Annotated in this window: 14 protein-coding genes and 2 tRNA genes; 2 read left to right on the forward strand and 14 right to left on the reverse strand. The window is 33.4% G+C overall.

The window, feature by feature from the left end; genetic code table 11:
* Positions 1 to 528: 528 nt before the first annotated feature.
* The 4 genes from ACAM25_RS06210 to ACAM25_RS06225 form a co-directional block, all read right to left on the reverse strand.
* Positions 529 to 604, reverse strand: a tRNA-Asp gene (locus ACAM25_RS06210).
* 488 nt (positions 605 to 1,092) lie between these two features.
* Entirely contained in the window at positions 1,093 to 2,733 is a 1,641-nt protein-coding gene (locus ACAM25_RS06215; protein WP_369611446.1) for a hypothetical protein, read from the reverse strand.
* A 298-nt stretch (positions 2,734 to 3,031) separates the two neighbouring features.
* Positions 3,032 to 4,666, reverse strand: coding sequence for a hypothetical protein (locus ACAM25_RS06220; RefSeq protein ID WP_369611447.1), 1,635 nt, complete (start codon positions 4,664 to 4,666; stop codon positions 3,032 to 3,034).
* Between the two features lie 782 nt (positions 4,667 to 5,448).
* Positions 5,449 to 7,083, reverse strand: a complete 1,635-nt coding sequence (locus ACAM25_RS06225) for a hypothetical protein (protein WP_369611448.1) — start codon at positions 7,081 to 7,083, stop codon at positions 5,449 to 5,451.
* 311 nt (positions 7,084 to 7,394) lie between these two features.
* Here ACAM25_RS06225 and ACAM25_RS06230 point away from each other — a divergent pair, with 311 nt between their 5' ends.
* Complete coding sequence (locus tag ACAM25_RS06230) at positions 7,395 to 7,550, forward strand: hypothetical protein (RefSeq protein WP_369611449.1); 156 nt, start codon at positions 7,395 to 7,397, stop codon at positions 7,548 to 7,550.
* A gap of 311 nt (positions 7,551 to 7,861) precedes the next feature.
* On the opposite strand, the gene ACAM25_RS06235 is transcribed toward ACAM25_RS06230, so the two are convergent.
* The 4 genes from ACAM25_RS06235 to ACAM25_RS06250 all read right to left on the reverse strand — a co-directional run bounded on the left by ACAM25_RS06235 (position 7,862) and on the right by ACAM25_RS06250 (position 10,297).
* Positions 7,862 to 7,946, reverse strand: a tRNA-Ser gene (locus tag ACAM25_RS06235).
* Between the two features lie 68 nt (positions 7,947 to 8,014).
* Positions 8,015 to 8,323, reverse strand: coding sequence for a 30S ribosomal protein S10 (rpsJ, locus tag ACAM25_RS06240; protein ID WP_369611450.1), 309 nt, complete (start codon positions 8,321 to 8,323; stop codon positions 8,015 to 8,017).
* A 26-nt stretch (positions 8,324 to 8,349) separates the two neighbouring features.
* Entirely contained in the window at positions 8,350 to 9,657 is a 1,308-nt protein-coding gene (gene tuf / locus ACAM25_RS06245; protein WP_369611451.1) for a translation elongation factor EF-1 subunit alpha, read from the reverse strand.
* Positions 9,658 to 9,712: 55 nt separating this feature from the next.
* The gene (locus ACAM25_RS06250; protein WP_369611452.1) at positions 9,713 to 10,297 is read right to left on the reverse strand and encodes a 30S ribosomal protein S7; all 585 of its coding nucleotides are present in this window, start codon (positions 10,295 to 10,297) and stop codon (positions 9,713 to 9,715) included.
* An 83-nt stretch (positions 10,298 to 10,380) separates the two neighbouring features.
* On the opposite strand from ACAM25_RS06250, the gene ACAM25_RS06255 reads away from it, so the two are divergent.
* The gene (locus tag ACAM25_RS06255; protein WP_369611453.1) at positions 10,381 to 10,860 is read left to right on the forward strand and encodes a bifunctional nuclease family protein; all 480 of its coding nucleotides are present in this window, start codon (positions 10,381 to 10,383) and stop codon (positions 10,858 to 10,860) included.
* A gap of 9 nt (positions 10,861 to 10,869) precedes the next feature.
* On the opposite strand, the gene ACAM25_RS06260 is transcribed toward ACAM25_RS06255, so the two are convergent.
* Genes ACAM25_RS06260 through ACAM25_RS06285 form a run of 6 tightly spaced genes read right to left on the reverse strand, consistent with a single transcriptional unit; the run spans position 10,870 to position 19,289 of the window.
* Positions 10,870 to 11,313, reverse strand: a complete 444-nt coding sequence (locus tag ACAM25_RS06260) for a 30S ribosomal protein S12 (protein WP_369611454.1) — start codon at positions 11,311 to 11,313, stop codon at positions 10,870 to 10,872.
* Positions 11,314 to 11,324: 11 nt separating this feature from the next.
* Positions 11,325 to 11,756, reverse strand: coding sequence for a NusA-like transcription termination signal-binding factor (locus tag ACAM25_RS06265; RefSeq protein WP_369611455.1), 432 nt, complete (start codon positions 11,754 to 11,756; stop codon positions 11,325 to 11,327).
* Positions 11,757 to 12,077, reverse strand: coding sequence for a 50S ribosomal protein L30e (locus tag ACAM25_RS06270; RefSeq protein ID WP_369611456.1), 321 nt, complete (start codon positions 12,075 to 12,077; stop codon positions 11,757 to 11,759).
* Between the two features lie 5 nt (positions 12,078 to 12,082).
* Complete coding sequence (rpoA2, locus tag ACAM25_RS06275) at positions 12,083 to 13,261, reverse strand: DNA-directed RNA polymerase subunit A'' (RefSeq protein WP_369611457.1); 1,179 nt, start codon at positions 13,259 to 13,261, stop codon at positions 12,083 to 12,085.
* Between the two features lie 6 nt (positions 13,262 to 13,267).
* Positions 13,268 to 15,910 carry a DNA-directed RNA polymerase subunit A' gene (gene rpoA1 / locus ACAM25_RS06280; protein WP_369611458.1) on the reverse strand — a complete coding sequence of 881 codons (2,643 nt, stop codon included), beginning with the start codon at positions 15,908 to 15,910 and terminating at the stop codon, positions 13,268 to 13,270.
* Complete coding sequence (locus ACAM25_RS06285) at positions 15,903 to 19,289, reverse strand: DNA-directed RNA polymerase subunit B (RefSeq protein ID WP_369611459.1); 3,387 nt, start codon at positions 19,287 to 19,289, stop codon at positions 15,903 to 15,905. The genes rpoA1 and ACAM25_RS06285 overlap by 8 nt, the downstream gene beginning before the upstream one ends.
* Positions 19,290 to 19,295 lie beyond the last annotated feature (6 nt).

Genomic DNA, 19,295 nt, shown 5'->3' on the forward strand with positions numbered 1-19,295 from the left:
AATGACTTTTTTCATGAGTTCATGAATTTTTAGATTATTTCTGTAGAAATAATTTAAAACTTTACGTGACTACCACAGTTCTCATATCTGTTATAGTTGTACATCATAGGTTCTCTATGATAAATTTTCTTCCCTTCTATTTTTATATGTCCTTAGTTACCTATAACATCAAACAAAATTTTATCCAACCTCCAAATCATGTAACTAATGAATAAGTTACTTATTATATTCAGTAACTTGAAATAATCATAAGCCAGAAAAGAACTTAAAAGAACCTATAAACTTGCTCTAAACTCAAAGACCTTCTTTATCTCTGAATATTCTTGGGTATTATCATGCTGTTAAAAAATGTTTCCTTAATAACGATTAAGTAATTTAACCATATAAATAAATCTCAGCGTAGAAGAATAAGGGATAGGGTTATGTATACTTAATAAAGAAGGATTGAGACAATAACACAACGTATCACTGCACTAATACTTTAGATTGTTTATATAAAAGGAGGAGGGCCTTAATGCCGCCCTTATGCGCCGCGGCCGGGATTTGAACCCGGGTCAAGGGCTCGACAGGCCCTCATCCTAAAACCGGGCTAGACTACCGCGGCACTCTAGATATTCCACACTACTTTTTCTAGCCCGGTATTGCTGCATCTGCAACATATATATGCTTTGACTACCTTAAAAAGCTTACTGATTAGGTGATACGGCGTTATTGAAGTTGAATCTCATTGAATCTTATATACTTTGTATCCATTCTCCTACTGATTCATAACGTGAATTAGTTAGACTTAATAGTAGTCATTTCGATGAGCCTTTAGGTCATTGGTAATGCAGGAATGGTTTAAAACTTATCGGACTTACTAAGGATATAAATCTTCATCTTTTATGCATCAAAGTAATTGTTCTCCAACCATTATTCTCCATCTCTTTCGCAGTAAAACCCGAGAGAGAAACTGACACATCTTGAACTTCCCATTACCATTAAGGGATTTATCATTCACGTCTGGAGTAGGGGTATAAAAATTAAGAGTATCTAAAAATTCACGTCTTTGTGGAAACTGTTTTTGGCATCAATTAATAAGTTAGATTTTGCTTAAATTTCTCCTATATGTGGTCCTTTTCTAGGATACAAGTTCTTCAAACATTCCTCATACTTACTCATATTAAATTTACTACAAATGTATTCACATTGTGCTTTAGCAGCTTCTCTTAATCCCTCATCATCTGGCGCACCTAAATGCCACTGCGTATAATAAGGCAAATTCTTAAGTCTTTCATAAACTTGATTAAAACAAGAATTAACACAGTTCTCATCAACCTCAATAGCCTGGCTTCTACAAATATGCAAAGCCTCAAACTCCTTCTCACTAGCTTCAGACTTTACTAAATTATAAATATCATCAACAAATTTACTCAAATAATTATAACACTCATTATAATCTAAACAAGGATAACTATTACCATCATATATTCTATCTTCAATCTCATCAGCAATCTCCTCAGAATACTTCGAAAGTAAAATACCTAATATTACAGCAAAATTAACCATACTATTAATCAACTTATCATCATACCCCAAATACATCTTAGCCCATTCAAATATATCTTGATAACTCCAAGAATTTGGTGGCGGAATAACAGATAAAAATGCTGAAGATTTTAACATATCCTTACTAAGCTTAAGACGAGAAATAATATCATCAAAATTCTTCCCGGAAAGCTTAGCTAAATCATTTAACACATCATAAACATTAACGACATCAGTCACAAAACCAGAAATTACTGGTGAACCACATTCATTTCCAGAAACATAAACAGGTGAACCAGTATAATAGGTGTCAAAGGAATCACCAGGGACACCTAAACCTATATAGTTATCGAGGGCACTAGACATAGAAGAGAAGTAAGTTTGTACGTTAAATAACTCAGTAAAATAGGGATATTTGGAAGATGCAGCAGCACTATCTATGAGACATTCATTACAATAATAGTGACTTCTAGTACCTTTTGTTACTATTTCCGGGGTGTTTGCAAAAAGATTAATGAGTAAGGTTTTGTATGTTATTATTGATGCTGAGTAAGGGTATTGTTGTACTGGGTTGACTGGGTTTACCCATTCTTGTTCCGCTCTTTCTGTTCCAACTAAAACTCCGATTTGTACTTCTTTTTTATTTATTCTTATTCCTAATATACTTTGTCTTATATTCTTGTTATAATTTAGTCTTCTTTCTGCCCCATATTGATATGCAGATACTTTGCCGGCTGCCCAATATTGTGATATTCCTCCAATATACACCATTATTGGGTTTCCTGATGGTGTAATTGTTCTGATTAATACTCCTTGTCTGATAAGCATTTTTACGGCTTCTTCAGCCTGATTTTGTGAGGAGATTATAGTATTGTAAGCTTCACTTGTAATAGTGTTAGATGAGGCTAATGCTGGTGCTACAGATTTTATGAAATTACTATTACGATTATGATATTCTTGGTTTATTTTTTGTTGCATTTCACCATTACATTTTGTTTGGGTGTTTGCTTTCTGATTTTGTAATAAGTACATGAAGGGAAAACCTAATTGTGCTGTTGCTATTCCAATAACTGATATTACACCTATCAATTTTTTATTTATAAATCCAGAGAATTGAGTCTCGTTTTCATTATTTATTATGCTTTCTACTGTTTCTTCATCGCCAGCTTCTTCTGCATAGACTAATTCTTTCTCTCGTGTAGACATAATTTGTTTTTTAAACTTGTTATACATAAACATTTTCACAACATAAATTTTCGATAATATTAGTGTGCCCATAGCAATGTCATAAAGGTATTAATTATTTCTAGAATATTTTTGCAATTTAATTAGAATCTTTTCTTTCAATCTTCATATAGAGAGCATAAATATATTAATTTAGTGCCTAAGTAACGACGCTTATATAAGTATGCAAAATTTTTGACCGAAAGATTTATTACTGAACGCTATGGACACAGTCATATGATATAGCGTTACTGACATTTAATAAGCTAAATCTCGCTTATTAAACTTCTCCTATATGCGGTCCTTTTCTAGGATACAAGTTCTTCAAACATTCCTCATACTTACTCATATTAAATTTACTACAAATGTATTCACATTGTGCTTTAGCAGCTTCTCTTAATCCCTCATCATCTGGTGCACCTAAATGCATTTGTGTGTAAAATGGTAGATTCTTAAGTCTTTCATAAACTTGATTAAAACAAGAATTAACACAGTTCTCATCAACCTCAATAGCCTGACTTCTACAAATATGCAAAGCCTCCAACTCCTTCTCACCAGCTTCAGACTGAATTACATTATAAATATCATCAATAACCTTCTCCAAATACTTATAACACTCATCATAATTTAAACAAGGATAAGAAGAACCATCATACAAGTACTCCTCAATCTCATCAGCAATATCCTCCGTATATTTAGATAATAAAATCCCTACAATAATGGCAAAATTAACCATTGAATTAATCATTTTCTCGTCATAACCTAAATATGTCATAGCCCAATTTATAATATCACCATAATTCCAAGAACGAGGAGGAGATAATAAAAAGAAAGCACCACTAGAATCAACATACTCTTTACCACCACTAGGTAAGATCTCACTAAGACTCTTACCACTCTCACTAGCTAAACTACTCAAAACCTCTGCTAGATTACCAAGATCAATAACAAAACCACCTATCCTTGGAGAACCACACTTCTCGTCAGAAACATAAACTGGAGAACCACGATAATAATCATCAAAAGGATTATCTGGAGAACCTAAACCCAAGAAAACATCAGAACTAGAATACCCAAAATAATAACCAAGATTAAACACCTCAACAAAATAAGGAATTTTAGCTGATGTGGTATTAGCTACTGTTTCACAAAAATCACATTGATAATGGTATTTTCTACCAGCTGAAACTATTGGAGATATTGAAGAGAATTCACTCTGTATGAATTGTTTATATGTTATTATTGATGCTGAGTATATGGTTTGTTGTATTGGGTTTATTGGGTTTATGTATTCTTGTTCTGCTCTTTCATGGCCAATTAGCATGCCTAGTTGTAACACTTTTCTATTTATTTTTTTGCCAGAGAGGTTTTTCCTTATTGTACCACTGTAGTTGAATCTTCTTTCTGCTCCATATTGATAAACACTTACTTTTCCAGTAGCCCAGTCTGGTGATAATCCGCCTATATAAACCATAATTGGTTTACCTTGTGGAGTTATTGTTTTTATGAGGACTCCTTGTCTGAAGAGATCTTTTGTAGCTTCATAAGCAGGATTGCTTGAGTTTACGATAGCATTATATCCATTGCTTAGTATATCGTTTGTTGTTGCTATTGCTGGTGCGACAGATTTGATAAACTCTTTGTTTGCTGTCTTGTATTCTTGGTTTATGTTTTGTTGCATTTTGCCATTGCATTCTGTTTGTTCATTCATTTCTTGGTTGTTTGTTAGGTAGAGAAATGGGTGGCCTAATCTTGCAAAAGCTATTGCAGTATATACTAATGCGTTAAGCCATTCTTGGTTTATAAAATTATAAAATTGTGTTTGATTTTGATAACGTAAAATACTTTTTGTTGTCTCAACATCACCTTGTTGTTCAGCATATTCTAATTGTTTTTGCCGTTGTTCGTAAGACATAATAAAATAGTCGTGTTATTCTTTATAAATTTAATCCAAATATTACTTGTGACTTTGATTGATTATATATGCTATTTCCAATAATTTCACATTCATTTTACGAATTTCAACTTTTATTATAAGAATAAAATTAAAGAGTCTATAATATTTATTTAAAGAAAGCTTAAGAGTATATATTTGAATGTAAGTAGACTTATATATTTCAATTTCTTAGATATAAGATTTTTAACCGAAATTAATTTGTGAATTTTATTATAGAATTATTAATGTTTGATTTAAAGAGCTGTATAAAGAAAGCACTTAGTAAATACAGAAAGTCTTTAGACCAATACTCATGCTAGGTAATTATGCGCATTGATCAATCATGTACAAAGACTTTCCGGAAACAGTAGTTTTATTAAGTAAGCATAGCAAATGGGTTGCCGTTAAGGTATATATTATTGTAACTTTCTGAGTTATTTTGACATTAATCGTTAGTATTTCAGGAAAGTTTTAGACTATCTTATGTTTTGAAGATATAGAGAGCAGGCTAAAAACTTATCGGACTTACTAAGGATATAAATCTTCATCTTTTATGCATCAAAGTAATTGTTCTCCAACCATTATTCTCCATCTCTTTCGCAGTAAAACCCGAGAGAGAAACTGACACATCTTGAACTTCCCATTACCATTAAGGGATTTATCATTCACGTCTGGAGTAGGGGTATAAAAATTAAGAGTATCTAAAAATTCACGTCTTTGTGGAAACTGTTTTTGGCATCAATTAATAAGTTAGATTTTGCTTAAATTTCTCCTATATGTGGTCCTTTTCTAGGATACAAGTTCTTCAAACATTCCTCATACTTACTCATATTAAATTTACTACAAATGTATTCACATTGTGCTTTAGCAGCTTCTCTTAATCCCTCATCATCTGGCGCACCTAAATGCCACTGCGTATAATAAGGCAAATTCTTAAGTCTTTCATAAACTTGATTAAAACAAGAATTAACACAAGAGTTATTAACTTCAATAGCTTGACTCCTACAAATACGCAAAGCCTCCAACTCCTTCTCACCAGCTTCAGACTGAATTACATTATAAATATCATCAATAACCTTCTCCAAATACTTATAACACTCATCATAATTTAAACAAGGATAAGAAGAACCATCATACAAGTACTCCTCAATCTCATCAGCAATATCCTCCGTATATTTAGATAATAAAATCCCTACAATAATGGCAAAATTAACCATTGAATTAATCATTTTCTCGTCATAACCTAAATATGTCATAGCCCAATTTATAATATCACCATAATTCCAAGAACGAGGAGGAGATAATAAAAAGAAAGCACCACTAGAATCAACATACTCTTTACCACCACTAGGTAAGATATCGTTTAAACTCTTACCACTCTTACTAGCTAGATCATTTAAAATCTCTTCTAGATTACCAAGATCAATAACAAAACCACCTATCCTTGGAGAACCACAATTCTCATCAGAAACATAAACTGGAGAACCACGATAATAGTCATCAAAAGGATTATTAGGAGAACCTAAACCCAAGAAAACATCAGAACTAGGATATCCAAAATAATAACCAAGATTAAACACCTCAGTAAAACAAGGAATTGTACCAGATGTAGTACTAGCTACTGATTTACAAAAATCACATTGATAATGATAACTTGCACCAGCTGAAACTATCGGAACTGTTGAAGAGAGCAAATTCTGTATGAACTGTTTATATGTTATTATTGATGCTGAGTAAATGGTTTGTTGTATTGGGTTTACTGGGTTTATGAATTCTTGTTCTGCTCTTTCACGGCCAATTAGCATGCCTATTTGTAGTATTCTTTCATTTATCTTCTTACCAGCAATGTTTTTCCTTATTGTATCATTGTAGTCAAATCTTCTTTCTGCTCCATATTGATAAACACTTACTTTTCCAGTAGCCCAGTCTGGTGATAATCCGCCTATATAAACCATGATTGGTTTGCCTTGTGGAGTTATTGTTTTTATGAGGACTCCTTGTCTGAAGAGATCTTTTGTAGCTTCATAAGCAGGATTGCTTGAGTTTACGATAGCATTATATCCATTGCTTAGTATATCGTTTGTTGTTGCTATTGCTGGTGCGACAGATTTGATAAACTCTTTGTTTGCTGCCTTGTATTCTTGGTTTATTTTTTGTTGCATTTCACCATTACATTTTGTTTGTTCATTCATTTCTTGGCTATTTGTTAGATAGAGAAATTGATGACCTAATCTCGCAAGGGCTATTGCGGTGTATACTAATGCGTTGAGCCATTCTTGGTTTATAAAGTTATAAAATTGTGTTTGATTTTGATAACGTAAAATGGTTTTTGTTGTCTCAACATCGCCTTGTAGTTCAGCATACTCTAATTGCTTTTGTTGTTGTTCGTAAGACATAATAAAATAGTCGTGTTATTCTTTATAAATTTAATCTAAATATTACTTGTGATCTCGATGAATTATATATGCTATTTTTAGTAATCTTACTTTTATTACATGAGATAAAATTAAAGAGTCTATAATATTTATTTTATTCATTGAAAGCTTAAGAGTACATATTTGAATGAATGTAAGATATTTCAATCTCTCAAATACAAGATTAAACATCAAATCAATTCATGAATTTTATTGTAGAATTATTAATGTTTAATTTAAAGAGGTAACAAAGAAAACTCTGATAAGTACAGAAAGTCTTTAAGCCAACACTCGTGCTAAGTAATTATGAGTATAGACCAATCATGTACATGGGCGTTCCAGAAACAGTAGCTTTATTAAGTAAGCATATCAGGTGTGTTGCTGTAAAGACTATTTCTATAGCTTTCTTAGTTATTTTGACATTAATCGATAGTATTTCAAGAATTTAGACCATCTTCTGTTTTGGCTATACTGAAAGCAGACTCAAAGCTTATCGGACCTAGCAGTATATGAAGCCTTTGTCTTAACTTTCATATTAAGATCAATGATACCTTAAATCAGCTTTGATAACATTTATGTAGTAACTCGATGATTTTATAGGAAGAGTGCTCAGGGAAGAAAAGTAATGCAAGTGAAGTTATCTCATAAATTACACGTTTAATCAAAACCTACCAATTGATAATTTAGTGAATATAATCACTGACACAAGTTGATATTCATTATGTATTTCAAAATTGTCTTTATTACGACTAGAGAGTAACGCCGGGGGCGGGATTTGAACCCGCGCGGGGAAGACCCCCAATGGCTCTCCAGGCCATCCCCTTAGTCCGCTCGGGCACCCCGGCAAATATTAGTTAAGTAAAAACAAATTAAAAACATTTTCCTCTAATAAGCATATAATAAAAGTAGTAGATTAAATTAATTCAATCTCAATATAGACATCATCTGGTACTCTTACTCTCATTAGTTGTCTCATTACTCTTTCATCTGAGGATATGTCTATAATCCTTTTATGTACTTTCATTTCCCAATGTTCCCACTTTTTCCTACCTTCACCATGAGGTAATCTCATTACTGGAATTTCCATTCTACTTGTGGGTAATGGTATTGGACCGTTAATCTCAACACCAGTTTTTTGAGCTAAGGTCTTTATTTGTGATATAACATAATTTAAATTATCAATATTTGTACTCCAAAGTCTAATTCTTGCTTTGGTGGGCATAAAAATCACCATAATAAAAAATATTTTTATTTAATATCAACTTTCTTTGGTTTTACATCAATTACTACTCCTACACCTACTGTCTTGCCCATGTCTCTCATAGCGAATCTTCCTAATGCTGGGAACTCTCTGAATTTCTCAGCTACTAATTCTTTGATTGGTTTCATTTTAACTATAGCAGCATCACCGGCCTTTAAGAATTGAGGATTCTTTTCTGCTTCTTTACCAGTCTTTGGATCTATCTTAGATGTTAATTCTGTTATCCTACAAGCCACGCTTGCAGTGTGTATGTGAACTACTGGGGTATAACCAACACTAACAGCTGTTGGGTGCCATATAACTATAATTTGTGCAGTTAATTCATCAGCTACTGTTGGTGGTGCGTTAACGCTACCAGCTACGTCTCCTCTCTTTATATCCTTCTTTTCAATACCTCTAACGTTAAAACCTATATTATCACCAGGCTCTGCTTTCTCAATCTTTGTGTGGTGGGTTTCAATTGATCTAACTTCTGCAACTTTACCTACTGGCATAAAGACAACTTTGTCACCTACCTTTAATACACCAGTTTCAACTCTACCTACTGGTACTACACCTACACCAGAAATTGAATACACTTCTTGTATTGGTATTCTTAATGGTTTGTCAACTGGTTTTGGAGGTATCTCTAATTGGTCTAAGTAGTCTTCTAATGTTGGACCATTGTACCATTTCATATTTTCTGATTTTTGTGTAATATTTTCTCCAGTTGGTGCAACTACTGGAACAAACTTTACTTTATTCATATCAAATCCAAAGCTCTTCATGAACTTTCCTACTTGATCTACAATTTCTTTGTACCTCTTTTCATCATATGGTGGATCTGTTAAATCCATCTTATTTACTGCAACTATTACTTGGTTAATTCCCATAGTCTTTGCTAAAATAATGTGCTCTCTGGTTTGTCCTTCAGCACTCATTCCAGCTTCATATTCACCTTTCTTTGCTGATACTACTAATATTGCAGCATCTGCTTGGCTTGCACCAGTAATCATATTCTTTACGAAGTCCCTGTGACCAGGTGCATCAATAATTGTGAAGAAGTATTTCTTAGTTTCGAATCTCATGAAAGTTAGGTTTATTGTTACACCTCTTTCTCTTTCTTCCTTAAGCCTATCTAATAAGAATGCGTATTTTTCTGATTCTTTTCCTAGTTTTTTGGCAGCCTCTTCGGCCTCTTTTATAGTTTTCTCATCTAGAAAACCTCTATCCATCAAAAGTCTTCCTACTAGAGTACTTTTACCATGGTCTACGTGCCCTATAACAATTAGATTTAGGTGAGGCTTTTGTGACATCTTACTCCCTCTTTCACATAATTAACGAGGCAAGCATTAAAAGTTTAGCTATAAGTTATCTCGAGCTTAATGCAATTCTCTCAATCTCTTCTTTCTTCCTAATTGCAAAGCTTTTTGGATCATTGTTAGCAGCAGCTATTATTTCTTCAGCTAAAGCTTCTTCTATTGGTTTTGGGTTATTAAATGAAGAATCTTTAGCTCCCATTACTAAATGTCTTAATGCTAAATCAACTCTTCTTTGCGGTGACACGTCTACTGCAACATAATAAACTATACCACCATACATTATTCTAGTTACTTCTTCTCTAGGTGCTGAATTTTCTATTGCTCTTACCAATACTTGTATAGGATTTTGATTTGTTTTTAGAGCTATAATATCAAAGGCTGTTTTTACTATATTATAAGCTAACATTTTCTTACCTTTATTTCGTCCAGGTCTCATTACGTTATTTATAAGCCTTTCAACTATTGGTAGTTTTGCTTTTCCAAACCTTCTATGCTCGTGCCTACCACCGGTATGAGGTAAGTAAACTGGCATCAAACCTATATACTTCTTTAGGCTAGGATCTCTGACTTCTACTTTAGTGTCCCATTTACCGAATACTTTTAGGTCTATTGATGAGACTTCAAAGGACTCCATTTTTTGTCTTATTGGTATTGTTATTTTTTCCTTAAATGTGTTTATGAAGGATTTTATAGTGCTATTACATAGTATATAATATAATGAGCCAGGATAACTCAGAAGAGTTGATAAAAGTAGAAAAAGTAGATGCATTCTTTTATCCTATTCACGGTATTCCAACTATGGTTCTGTATCTAGAAGATGGTAGAGAGTTTAAAATGTTTCAAATTCCACCAGAAATAGTCATTGCATTAAATAGATTACAGGAAAAGAGAGATTATGAAGAGTTATTAAGAGGTGATAAGAGAGAAAATATATATGATATTCTTGCATTTTCTTCTGAAATAAAAGATCAATTAAGCAAGATAATTAATAGAGTAATTATAAATGATGTGAATGAAGAATATGGAGTTTATATAGCTACTGTTGAGTTCAAATATGATGGAGTAATTATTGAAAAACAGTTAATTCCAAGTCATGCAGTATTCCTAGCTATTGTATCCAATAGACCAATTTATGTGAAAAAGAGTTTAGTTGATGAACAAGAGAAACAAGAGAGAAAAAGTGGAGAAGAAGCATAAAGTAAAATTTTATCTTACTGGTTTTTGTTTCTTGCCTTTATATAATGCATCTAATGATACTCCATTAACCATAATTACTTTATATCTCACTCCAGGTAAGTCACCCATAGATCTACCTAAAGTGCCTCCAATTCCAGCTATTACTACTTCATCATGTTCGTCAATGAAGTTTACTCCACCATCTCCAGGAACGAAAGCAGTAACTATTCTTCCATTTTTAACTAATTGTACTCTAACTGCTTTTCTTACTGCGGAGTTAGGTTGTCTAGATTCTATTCCTACTTTCTCTAATACAATGCCTCTAGCCATAGGTGCCCCTTCTAATGGATCAAACTTTTCTTTAAGTCTTAGCATTCTCCTCTTAAACTTCCTTTGATGCCATCTAAACTTTAGCCTTTTTAATCTTAATTTTCTAGCTGCAAATAATCCTTTTGGTGATTTACTTCCAGCCATCTTACACACCTTTAAGTTATAATCACAGAATCAATATCCATATATCTTTTTAATATTAACTTTGCTCTACTTACATTTCTACCATTCTTGCCTATAGCTAATCCTTTGTCTTGAGGATCAACGTTAATATAAACTGTTTTCTTAGAGTTGGATTGTACTACTTTTACACTTCTTACTTTTGCTGGTGCCATTAGGTTTTTCACTAAATCTTCTAGGTTATCACTATAACCTACTATCTCGATTGACTTACCTATAAGTTTTTCTAATCTTTTTACATTAGAACCGCTTTTCCCTATTGCTATTCCCATATTTTCTGGGTTCACAAGAAATATAATTCTGTTATTTTCTTCATCAACAATGCAATCCTTTGCTGTTACACGTGTTACGTCTTGAAAAAGAGACATGTATCTTAATTCTTCTGAAGTAAGTTTAATCTCTGGCAATTATTGCGTCCCCTCCTTTATTTGTTCTAGTAATCTTGATTCGCCTAAATCAATAATACCTATAGTTGAAATCATAAATGGTTTTCCACAAAGAGTTCCTAATTCATATGCACTTCCGCTATATTGATAAACTGGAATGTTTGAAATCTTAGCATAAGTAATTATATCATCTTTCAAGTCTTGCCTTAAAGTAGAAGCAACTATTACCATTTTTACCTTACCATTCTTTATCATTTTTATAGTTTTTTTACTTCCAAAAATTACTTTCCCAGTTCTTAATAAAGTTTTCAGTTCACTTTCAAAGCCTGTTACTTGAGACATTTTATTCACCTCACATTTGGCCTCATGGTCAATTCAACTATACCAGTACCTAATCTAATAGGCTGGCCAATTATAATATTTTCTACTACACCTTTAAATTCTTCCATTTCTCCTCTTGCAGCAGCATCAAGCAAATGCTTTACTGTAACCTCGAAAGCAGCCCTAGCTAGTACGCTACTTTTTTCTCCAGTAACTCCGTGTCTTCCTATTTGTCTAACTACTCCAGTTCTAGTCATAATATCAGTTACTAATAGAATGTGTCTCATATCTACATCAAGACCTTGCTCATCTAATACTTTCTTTATTTCTCTAGCTATAGCTTCCCTTGCTGCTTCAATACCAAAAGTTTCAGCTATTTCATGAATATTATTTGTTTGTATTTTACTTACATCAACTCCTTTTACTCCTATAACTCCTTCTAGGTTTGAGCCATCTGTAATTATCACGTACTCGTCTCCCTTTTTCTGTACTATAGCTCTCCTTATCCCTTTAATACCTTTTATTTTTGTGTTAAGTAATTTTTCTCTCATCTTGAATAATGCAGAAATACTATCTATTTCTTCAAAGTAAATTGTAAAAGTATATTCATCTACGTCCTCAATTCTTATTTTTCCTAGTTTTAACTTAGAGATTATTTTCTTTACATCGGAAACTTCTACTCCTTTATCTTTTAGCATTTCTTCATCAAGCTGTAAGGTAATTGACATATTGGTAATATCAACACTTATAGACGAAATTACATTCTCGATTTTTGTATATTCTATTTTCCTTGCTATTTCTAATGCTTTTTCTTTATCAAATTTGTATTCATCAGTAAGATATATTGTCATGATTGGAGTAGAAGGAGTCTTTCTAGCATCAACTATTTCTATTAATCTCGGTAAACCTAAAGTTACGTTTAACTCTCTAATCCCAGCAAAGTGGAACGTTCTTAATGTCATCTGTGTACCTGGCTCACCAATAGATTGCGCTGCAACTATTCCTACTGCCTCTCCAGGTTCGATTAAGGATTCTTGATAATCTTTCACGGCTAAATCAATTATTTTATCAACGTCTGATTCATTTATATCTATATCTATATTATAGAGAGCATTCCTTAAATCTTCTATTACTTTGCTTGGTAATTTATCCTTTACTTGCTCAAGGGACTTATCAATGTAAGCTTTCATATACTCGGAAACCATTTTATTTCACCTCTTCCAACCTACAACTCTTTCAATTATTCTATTTACATCTACTGTTTTACCATGAGAACTATACATCGGATGGACTTCGTCTTCTCCGTATGCTGGTTCTATTACTTCGCCATAAAGTGATCTTACTGTTCCATCATATTCTACTCTTAAATCTGATAATGCGTTAATTAACCTTCTCTGCATATAACCGCTCTGTGAAGTCTTTACTGCTGTATCTACTAATCCCTCTCTACCTCCAGCTGCATGGAAAAACATTTCTATGGGCGTTAATCCTCTTGTAAATGAATTATGTACAAAACCTCTTGCATCTGGTGAAATATCTCCAGCTTTAAAGTGCGGTAAAGTTCTCGTCATATATCCTCTTTTTATTCTTTCTCCTCTTACAGACTGTTGCCCTAACATAGCTGTCATCTGTGTTATGTTAAGTTCACTACCTCTGGCTCCAGTTACTGCCATTATATAAACATTGTTAAACGGATCAAGATACTTAGTTGCTATATCACCTGCAGTTTTTCTTAACTGGTCTAAAGTTTCTAATATATGATCTTCAAGGCTTTCCTCAGCTGTTCTCCCAGGAATGAGTTCTAGCGTTCCCTCATTATATTGCTTTATAAATTCATTAACTTTCTGATAAGCTACCTTTGTTTGTTCGTCTATTTCGTTAAAAGCTTGAGAAGGTATAGTTACGTCATCTAATGTCATAGTGAAACCTCTGAGTTCTATGTATCTTATAAATAATTTGAAGACATTATCCATTATCCATCTTCCGTAATCAGTACCATACTCCCTTATTAACCAGTGTAAAATGCTCTCTGGTTGCTGGTTGCCTATTGCTTTTTTATCTAAAACACCTTCCAGTAATATACCGTTTTTGATCACGATATAAGAGTCATGAGGGCAAACTTCATTTTTACAAGCTCTAAATCCTTTCGATATATTTGCCTGTCCGTGGAAGTTAAAGTCTTTAGGCAAGAAGAGACTAATTATTTGTTTACCGGTATAATATTCTTTAGGAGCTAATATTGCTGGTTCACCAATTTCTCCAATAAAGTCTGTAACTCCTAATATAGTAGTCACTTCCTCTTTAGTTAATAATGTTGTCTTAACTGTTAATAGATAGGCACCGCTTATATAATCTTGAGCACCACCCATTATTGGGCCTCCATATCTAGGCGTTATAATGTTTTTATGAACTAACATAATTTCTTTAGCTTCTGCTATTGCTTCCTCAGACTGAGGTACGTGTAAGTTCATTTCATCTCCATCAAAGTCAGCGTTATATGGAGGACAGACAAGTAGATTTAACCTAAATGTTCTACCGGGCAATACTTTAACCTTGTGAGCCATCATAGATATTCTGTGTAATGAAGGCTGTCTATTAAATAATACAATATCTCCGTCTATCAAATGCCTTTCAACAATATATCCCGGGGTTAAACTTGAAGCAAGTTCTTTTCTATCTTTAACATATCTCAAATCTATTCTTCTGCCATCTGGTCTAATTACATAGTTTGCCCCAGGCCATTTATCTGGACCATTAATAACGTATTGCCTCATTCTTTCTATGTTCATTTTTGTAACTCTTTCTGGTACAGTAAGCATTTTTGCTATAGCCATTGGAACACCAACTTCATCTATACTTATATTAGGATCTGGCGATATAACTGTTCTCGAAGAAAAATCAACTCTTTTTCCAGATAGATTACCTCTAAATCTACCTTCTTTACCTTTTAATCTTTGAGCTAATGTTCTTAAAGGTCTTCCAGACCTATGTTTCGCAGGAGGTATGCCAGGAATTTCATTATCAAAGTAAGTAGAAACGTGATATTGCAATAAATCCCATAAATCTTCTATAATAAGTTGAGGTGCACCAGCGTCTATGCTTTCCTTTAATCTTTCATTTATTCTTATTATATCAACTAACTTGTGAGTTAGATCATCTTCTGCTCTAATTCCGCTTTCAATTGTTATTGAGGGTCTAATAGTGATTGGTGGAACTGGTAATACAGTTAATATCATCCATTCGGGTCTTGAGTTCTTAGGATCATAACCTAATAACTCAACGTCATTATCTGGTATTTTTTCTAGTCTTTCCCTTATATCTGAAGGGGTTAATCTTATAACTCCTTCTTTTCTCTCCTCATAGAAGTTGTATGGTTTTTCTAATTTTATCTTAAATTGTTTTTCTCCGCAATGGGGACATTCCATGTTTTTCATTGCATTTTTCTTTATATATTCTATTAATCTTCTAGCTGCAGAAGGCCATCTTTCTTTAATTGCATGATATATCCTAGAATATCTCTGTAACTCTTCTTCTTTTATTTTTAATCTACCACAATGTCTACAAGTAGCTCTTAATATATCGTAAACGTGTTTTACAAAACCTACATGAATAACTGGTCTGATTAACTCGATATGACCAAAATGTCCTGGGCAACCATTCAGAGTGTTTCCACAAGTAGGACATTTCTGTCCAGGTTCAATTACACCTAATCTAGGATCCATTACTCCTCCTTCTATTGGAGTACCATCCTCGTCATAAACCTCAGATGTTATTATCGCTGTTACTGACATTTTTCTAATTTCGTCTGGCGAAAGAATACCAAATTTTATTCCTTTTATGATTTTTTCACTCATTATTCTCACCTTTTACAGAAACTTTATCACCTAATATTAATCTAGGTGAAATAACCATACTCATTAATTCTTGTAAGAGTAATTTAAATGCATAAGACACAGTTACCGGATATAAGTTAGTGTTCTCTCCATGAATCGGACATACGTACTTATTTCTTGTTCTATCGTACCAACCTATATATCCACATTTTTCACATACATATATAGTAGCTTTATCTGAATTATCTAAGAGCCTATCTTTAATTAGCATTGCTGTACCAAATCCTATAAGACAATCTCTTTCCATTTCACCAAATCTAAGTCCACCTTCACGTGCTCTACCCTCTGTTGGCTGTCTTGTTAGTATTTGTACTGGACCTCTTGCTCTTGCATGCATCTTATCTGCAACCATATGGTGTAATTTCTGATAATATACTACGCCAAATAATATTCTTCCTTTCATTTTTTGTCCTGTTCTTCCATCATATACTACCTCACTTCCATCTGGTAAATATCCTGAATCCTTGATTCCTTTTCTAATTTCTTCTAATTGAGGAGATTCAATGAAAGGAGTAGCATCTACTGGCTTACCAGTTAATGCAACATATTTACCAGCTAAAGCCTCCATTATTTGCCCAATTGTCATTCTTGATGGTAACGCATGCGGATTTAGTATTATATCTGGTACAATACCCTTTACAGTATAAGGCATATCAGCTTGATCTATTAACATTCCTATTACTCCTTTTTGTCCATGTCTTGTAGCGAACTTGTCACCTATTTCTGGTATTCTAAGATCTCTCACTCTTACTTTAACTAATTTATTTCCTTCAAAGGATTCAGTCACTAATACTAAGTCTACTATACCCATTTCTCCATGTCTTGTCACTATAGAAGTGTCTCTCTTAGCTTGTTCTGGAGATAATTCCTTAAACTCTTGTAGGAATCTGGGAGGACTTACTTTACCTATTAATACATCTCCACCCTTAACTTCTACTTCTGGTGAAACAATACCATTATCCTCTAATAATCTATAATATTCATTACCCTTATATCCCTTTGTCCCGGGCTCGGGTTTCATTATTTTGTCTTCTTGCCCACCAGGGTACTTTAATTCCTCAGTAGAATAAAGCCTAAAGAATGTTGATCTATACATACCTCTTTCTACAGACGATTTATTCATTATGATGGCATCTTCCATATTATAACCAGTATAAGACATAACAGCTAATATAGCATTGTTTCCAGCTGGTCTATCATTATAACCTATTATATCTAATATTCTCGTACTTACTAACGGCTTTTGTGGATAGTGAAGTAAATGCGCACGTGTATCGGTTCTAAGCTGATAATTAGCAGCATACAAGCCTAAGGCTTGCTTTGCCATTGCTGACTGATAAGTGTTTCTTGGTGACTGGTTATGTTCTGGATAAGGAATTATTGATGCTGTAATTCCCAGAATTCCAGGAGGCCATATTTCAAGATGAGTATGATCTTTTGTTAAATCTTGAGGATTAAGTGCGATATAAGCGTTCTCTTCCTCTTCAGCATCTAAGAATTCTATCTTACCTTGCTTTACAAGATCATCAAAGGTGATCTCTCCTTTCTTTAATTTTTCTATGTCTTCTTCTGTGACTAAAGGTTTGCCATCCTTAACAACAATTAAGGGTCTTCTTACTCTACCTCCATCACAATTAATATGAACTTCATTTATATACTCTGTAACAATGTGAGCTACGTTTACTTCATCACTTATTTTACCTTGCCTACGAAGCTCTCTTATTTTCTCAGCTAGCTCTTTACCATCTGGATAATATCCTAATAATCTACCATTAAGATATACTTTACTCCAATTTAGGTATTTATTTACATCCTCTTCCTCTTCAGATGAAAGCCTATTAATTAATTCCTCTTGTGATAAAACACCTTGTTCATAAATTACTTTCTCAACACTAGATTCGTTAATTCCAACTGATACTTGAGCCAATAAAGCTAGATTTTTGACTAACCCGCTATTAGGACCTTCTGGGGTTTCGAATGGACACATTCTTCCCCATTGAGTCCCATGTAAATCTCTTGCTTCAAAGTTAGGTTGACCTCTAGCTAATGAGGATACTACTCTTCTTAGATGACTTAGCATCGATAACCAGTTTGTTCTATCTAATAATTGACTTACCCCAGTTCTTCCACCAACCCAATTACCGGTAGCTAATGCATGTCTTACTCTCTCAGTTATTATATCAGCTCTTACTAAAGCAGTTAATGATAATCTTCTCCCTCTAACCTTTGCTTTCTCCAGTTGATAAACTAAGTCTTTTATAAATGCTTTAAATGCTACTCTGAACAAGCTCGTAAATAAATCTCCAGCCAATCTAACTCTTTTATTCGCATAATGATCTTTATCATCTGGTTGTCTTCTACCCAAATATAATTCTAAAAGTTTATTCACAGCTGCTGCTAGATAATATCCTTTTTTCTTTCTATCTTCTGGAGAGGTACCAATGTGGGGCAAGAAATATTTATCTATTATCTGTTCAGCCCTTTGTATTCTATTTTCTCTTTTCTGACCAATCGCAATTCTATTTCCTATAAAATCTAAAGCATCTTCTACTGTAGTTATTGAGCTGGCTTGTTCTAATGAAGGTAGCAATTCGTTTTGTATTTCTGGGTCTAAAGATACAGCATAAACGATATCTTTATCCGTAGTAAAACCTAATGCTCTCATCATTATTACAAAAGGTATTTTGCCCGGTACAGTAGCAAATGATACTTGAATACTACTATCTTTTAATCTTTCTATAACAACTTGAACTCTATAACCAGCAGCTGATGATGTAATTTTTGCTACGTGAGTTATATTTGATCCACTTTTCCCATAATCGACTAGAACTCTATTTGTAGCTAGATCTTCTTGCGCTACAATGACCTTCTCTGTGCCATTTACAATGAAATACCCTCCAGGATCTTTAGGATCTTCCCCAATCTGAATTAACTCTTCATACGTCATGTTAGATGTAGGATCTGCTATTGACTTTAACATTATGGGTAAATCTCCTACATATACTTCTACTGGCTCTCCTTCTATATTATTTTCAACTGGGATCATAGTTAGATACAAAGGAACGGAGTAAGTTAAGTTTCTTAATCTAGCCTCAAGAGGAGTAATTTCTTTTGGTGGACCTTTATCTGTTTCTCTTATTCCTGGTCTATCATATCTAATTTTCCCAAGCTTTATTTTTAAACCTGGTATTTCTGTAGTTATTTCCCCTTGTTCATCAATCACTTGTTGCAATTTGTTCCTTAGAAAATCATTAAAAGAGTCTAGGTGTTGTCTCACTAATCCTCTAAGCTTAAAGAAGGATTTTACTATTTCCCATCTATCATCTACTGAAAGACTCATTAGATT

This window comes from Sulfurisphaera javensis, from assembly GCF_041154675.1.
GTDB lineage: Archaea > Thermoproteota > Thermoprotei_A > Sulfolobales > Sulfolobaceae > Sulfurisphaera > Sulfurisphaera javensis.